5 protein-coding genes are annotated in these 4542 nt (G+C 69.9%); 4 read left to right on the top strand and 1 reads right to left on the bottom strand.

What is annotated here, in order from left to right:
* The 3 genes from LPN03_RS20445 to LPN03_RS20435 all read left to right on the top strand — a co-directional run.
* Window positions 1-1404: phospho-sugar mutase (locus LPN03_RS20445; RefSeq protein WP_262455719.1), on the top strand; the 1404-nt coding region annotated here is incomplete at its 5' end.
* Between the two features lie 189 nt (window positions 1405-1593).
* Complete coding sequence (locus LPN03_RS20440; RefSeq protein WP_165181555.1) at window positions 1594-2259, top strand: DUF1992 domain-containing protein; 666 nt, start codon at window positions 1594-1596, stop codon at window positions 2257-2259.
* A 54-nt stretch (window positions 2260-2313) separates the two neighbouring features.
* Window positions 2314-3537 (top strand): YihY/virulence factor BrkB family protein, encoded by a 1224-nt coding sequence (locus LPN03_RS20435; RefSeq protein WP_262455718.1) that lies wholly within the window; start codon window positions 2314-2316, stop codon window positions 3535-3537.
* Window positions 3538-3637: 100 nt separating this feature from the next.
* Here LPN03_RS20435 and nirD read toward each other — a convergent pair whose 3' ends face one another.
* The gene (nirD, locus tag LPN03_RS20430) at window positions 3638-4000 is read right to left on the bottom strand and encodes a nitrite reductase small subunit NirD (RefSeq protein WP_262455720.1); all 363 of its coding nucleotides are present in this window, start codon (window positions 3998-4000) and stop codon (window positions 3638-3640) included.
* 245 nt (window positions 4001-4245) lie between these two features.
* Here nirD and LPN03_RS20425 point away from each other — a divergent pair.
* A partial coding sequence (locus LPN03_RS20425; RefSeq protein ID WP_262455717.1) for an FAD-dependent oxidoreductase occupies window positions 4246-4542 on the top strand: 297 nt, incomplete at its 3' end.

Below are 4542 nucleotides of genomic sequence, written 5' to 3'. Positions count from 1 at the left end.
GAGACGTTCCTGCTCCCCGCACCCCTCCCCACCCCCGTGCTGGCATTCGCCGTAAGGCACCTCAACTGCGAAGCCGGCGTCATGGTCACGGCCAGCCACAACCCGGCCCGCGACAACGGCTACAAGGTCTACCTGGGCGGGCGCGCCGTAGCCCCGGAGGCCCGCGGCGTGCAGATCGTGGCACCCCACGACGCCCGGATTGCCGCCCACATCGCGGCAGTCTCCGACACCAAGGAGGCCGGCGACACCTCCAACATCCCCCTCGCCGCGGACGGCTGGACAGCGCTGGACGGCTCCCTCCTGGACAGCTACAAGTCGGCCGTCGGCGCCTTGGCCGACCCCGCCGGCTACCCCGCACGCACGCTCCGCATAGTCCATACGTCCATGCACGGCGTGGGCCATGACACCGCGCTGGCGGTGCTGCACAACGCGGGCTTCACGGACATCCATGCGGTGCCCGAGCAGTCCGCGGCAGACCCGGATTTCCCCACGGTGGCCTTTCCCAACCCGGAGGAGCCCGGCGCGCTGGACCTGGCCTTCGCCCTCGCCGAAAAGGTCGGGGCGGACGTGGTGCTCGCCAACGATCCCGACGCCGACCGCGCCGCCGTCGGCCTTCCCGACCCGGCCACCGGCCAGTGGCACAAGCTCCACGGCGACGAGGTGGGTGCCCTGCTGGGCGCGCACATCGCCGCGCGGGGGGGCCGCGTCGGCGCAGGCCCCGAAGCCGGCCCCGGAACGGGCACGACGCCGGGCACCCCCCAGGTGCCCGTGTTCGCCAATTCGATTGTCTCCAGCAGGCTGCTGGAGCGCATCGCGACGGCGGCCGGCTACCGGCACGCGCAGACGCTGACCGGATTCAAGTGGATTTCCCGGGTGCCCGGCCTGGCGTTTGGCTACGAAGAGGCCCTCGGCTACTGCGTGGCGCCGGAGGTGGTGCGGGACAAGGACGGCATGTCCGCCGGGCTGCTCATCGCCGAAATGGCGGCGGGCCTTAAAGCCGTGGGACGCACACTTCATGACGTCCTGGACGACCTCGCCCTGGCCCACGGACTGCACGCCAGCAGCCAGCTGAGCATCCGCGTGGACGATCTCACCAAGCTGAAAACCATGATGGCGGCCCTGCGCGCGCAGCCCCCGGCCAGCCTTGGCGGATCGCCCGTCACCTCGTCCACCGACCTCGCCGAGGGCTCCCCGGAGCTGCCGGCCACGGACGGCCTGCTCTACCTCAGCGCGGACAACACCCGCGTGATCGTGCGCCCCAGCGGCACCGAGCCCAAGCTGAAGTGCTACCTGGAGGTCATCGTCCCCGTGTCGAACCGGGACGCCCTCGGTGCGGCGCGGACGGAGGCTGCGCGTGCCCTTGAAGCTGTGTCGGCAGACATCAAGGCCGCCCTGGGCCAGTAGCGCCGCTCCCGGCCGGGGTGCCGGCAGGGCACGACGGCGGCACGGTCCGGTGTCGTGCCTTGCCGCCAGGCACGACGGCGGCAACGCCCGCCTGCCGCCGTTGACCGCGGCGGGAACCACTGCCTACGGTTGAAGAAGGCAGTTCGCCGGTTGCGGCCGGTGAAGGACATTTGGGAACGGAGCGCCCCGATGGCACGCGGCAACAAGCACCAAAATTCCGGCGACCACGCCCTGGAGGCGGCCAGGTACCGGGACGCGCGGGCCGCTGCGGATACGCCCGTCCCGGTGGATGAATACGCCCAAGCCGCCGGCCGGACGCTCGGAGGCAACGGCGTCGTGCGGGAAACGGCACCGCACGTCTTTCACGAATCGGACGATGTCTGGGAAGTTGCGGACAATGCCATTGACGCTGCCATGGCCCGCGGGGAGTTCGACAACCTGGCCTACGCCGGCAAGCCCATCCCCGGCCTGGGCGGCGCCGACGACCCCGACTGGTGGATCAAGGGGCTGCTGCGGCGCGAAAACGTCAGCGGGCTCGGGCCCCCGGCGCTGATGCTGCGCACGGAGGATGCGCAACTCGAGGCAACGCTTGATGCCGAGGGCTCCGAGGCCCGGGTGCGGGCAGTCCTGGAGGACTTCAACGCACGGATCATCGAGGCCCGCCGACAGCTGATGGGCGGGCCGCCCGTGGTCACGCCGCTGCGGGACATCGACGCCGAGCTCGGCGCGTGGCGGTCCCGGGCCGAGTCCCGGCGGGCCGAAGCCCAGCCCGGCTCCGAGCAGGCCGACTCCGAACCACCCGAACCTGGGGCTGCCAAACGCGGCCGTGTCGCGCGGCTTTTCCGGCGGCGATAGGGGCACGCGCTAGGGTAAAGCCAGGTCCACAGCCCCCACGGAACGGACGGATGGATGAGCCCGATCGCCTTTTTGAACGGCACCCGGAAGGACGTCGAGCAGGACACTGCCCCGGACAAGGTCGCCGCGCCGGCGCCGGAGGATCCGCGCAAGCCCCGCGGGCTGACCCGGCTGCCGGCTCGGTCCTGGAAATACATTTTCCGGCGCGCGGCGGGGAAATTCGGCCAGGACGGCTGCGCCGACATCGCGGCGGGCCTGACGTATTACGGCGTTTTCTCCCTGTTTCCGGCGCTGCTGGCGCTGGTTTCCATCCTGGGCCTGCTGGGGCAGGCCGAACAGACCACCAAGGTGATGCTGGCCCTCGCGGGGCGGCTGAGCGACCAAAAGGTGGTGGATGTCATCAAGGGTCCGGTGGAGCAGCTGGCGTCCTCGCCGGCGGCCGGGTGGACGTTTGCGCTGGGGCTGGTGGCAGCCCTCTGGACAGCTTCCGGCTACGTGGGCGCGTTCAGCCGGGCCATGAACCGCATCTACGGCACGGATGAGGGCCGGCCGTTTTGGAAGCTGCGCCCCACGCTGTTGCTCGTCACGCTGGCGGCGGTGCTCATGGCGGCGGCCATTGCCCTCATGCTGGTGGTCTCCGGGCCCATCGCCCTGGCCGTGGGGGACGCCCTGGGTGTCGGCAACGCTGCCGTGCGGGCCTGGAACATGGCCAAATGGCCCGTGGTTGCCGTCCTGGCCGTGGTGCTCATTGCCGTCCTGTACTACTTCACGCCGAATGTCAGGCAGCCGCGGTTCCGCTGGATCAGCTTTGGCGCGGCCGTGGCGCTGTTCGCCATGCTGGCGGCGTCCGCCGGCTTCGGCTTCTACATCAGCAACTTCGACAAGTACAACAAGACCTACGGCACCCTGGCCGGCATGATCATCCTGCTGCTGTGGCTGTGGATCCTGAACCTGATGCTGCTGCTCGGCGCCGAACTGGATGTGGAGCTGGAGCGCGGGCGCCAGCTGATGGCCGGCATCAAGGCCGAATCGGAGCTGCAGCTCCCGCCCCGGGACACGGCCGCGAGCGCCAAAAAGCGTGACAGGGAGCAGCTGTTGGTGGCCGAGGGCCGGTCCCTGCGGAGGGAGGCCGCCCCCGATGCCGGGCCGGCCGCCACCCCGGAACGGCGCGCGCTGTGGTGGACGGCGGGACTCGGCGCCGCCGTGGTGATTGCCGCGGTGGTCCGACGACGGCGGCAGGAGGCTCCGGCGTCGAGCCTCACCCCAGGCGGCAGCTGAGGCCCGGGCGGCAGCCGGGCGGCCGGGCGGCCAGCAGCCCAGTGCACAGTTGTTGCGGCCGCGGGCGCTGAAGGCCGCCAGTGCTGTGCAGTCGGGAGCGCTAAACAGCCACCTCGACGGCGTCGCCCACCACGCGCACCGGGTAGGTGCCCAGGCGCAGCCCCGGATTTCCGAAGCATTCGCCCGTGGACAGGCTGTAAACCTCCTTGTGGAGGGGGGAGGCGATGGTGTGGGTGTTGCCCCGCGAACCCACAATCCCGCGCGCCATGACGTTGGCCCGGGTGGCCGGATCCGCGTGGTTGACGGCGAATACGTGCCGCTCCCCCACCCGGAACAGTGCCACCTGGCGGCCCTCAACCAGCGCCGCCTCGCCCCACGAATCATCCAGCTCGCCAAGCCGGCAGACCCGGTGCCACGCAGCGCCGCTGTGCAGCGTGGCGGAGGATTCCAAGCGGGCTTCCATTGACGTTTCCTGCAAAGTTTCCATGGGATTCCTTTTCTGCGTAGAAGCCAAAACCACTGTAAAAAAACACTATTCACGCCGTGTTTCCCGCAGCCGCCCCGCACATGACAAACAGGTAAACCTTCCTTAACCGCCAGCGCCCCATTCGGCGTGAGGTGAAAGTTAACGCGCCGAAACATAAGCGAAACGACGGGGCAACTCCGGTTCCCTAGCCTTGAATCACACCTTATGGAAAGGGCTGGCCCATGAACCTGCAACCCGAAAACGGACGCGAATCCCGCCGCGTGGTGGTGGTCGGCGGAGGCCCCGCGGCGCACCGCTTCGCCGAGGCCATGCACGCCCGCGGCCTGGACGGCTGGACCCTGACGGTCCTGGCCGAGGAGCTCCACGCCCCCTACGACCGCGTTGCACTCAGCCGTGCACTGACCGAAACGGACGCGGACCTGACGCTCGGAAGCCCCGCATTGTGGGACGGCGTGGAGCTGGTCAGTGGCGCCCGCGCTGTCAAAATCGACCCCGCCGCGCGGACAGTCACCACCACC

This window comes from Arthrobacter sp. A2-55, assembly GCF_025548615.1.
Lineage (GTDB): Bacteria > Actinomycetota > Actinomycetes > Actinomycetales > Micrococcaceae > Specibacter > Specibacter silviterrae.
This window is presented reverse-complemented; position numbering and strand designations above follow the sequence as displayed.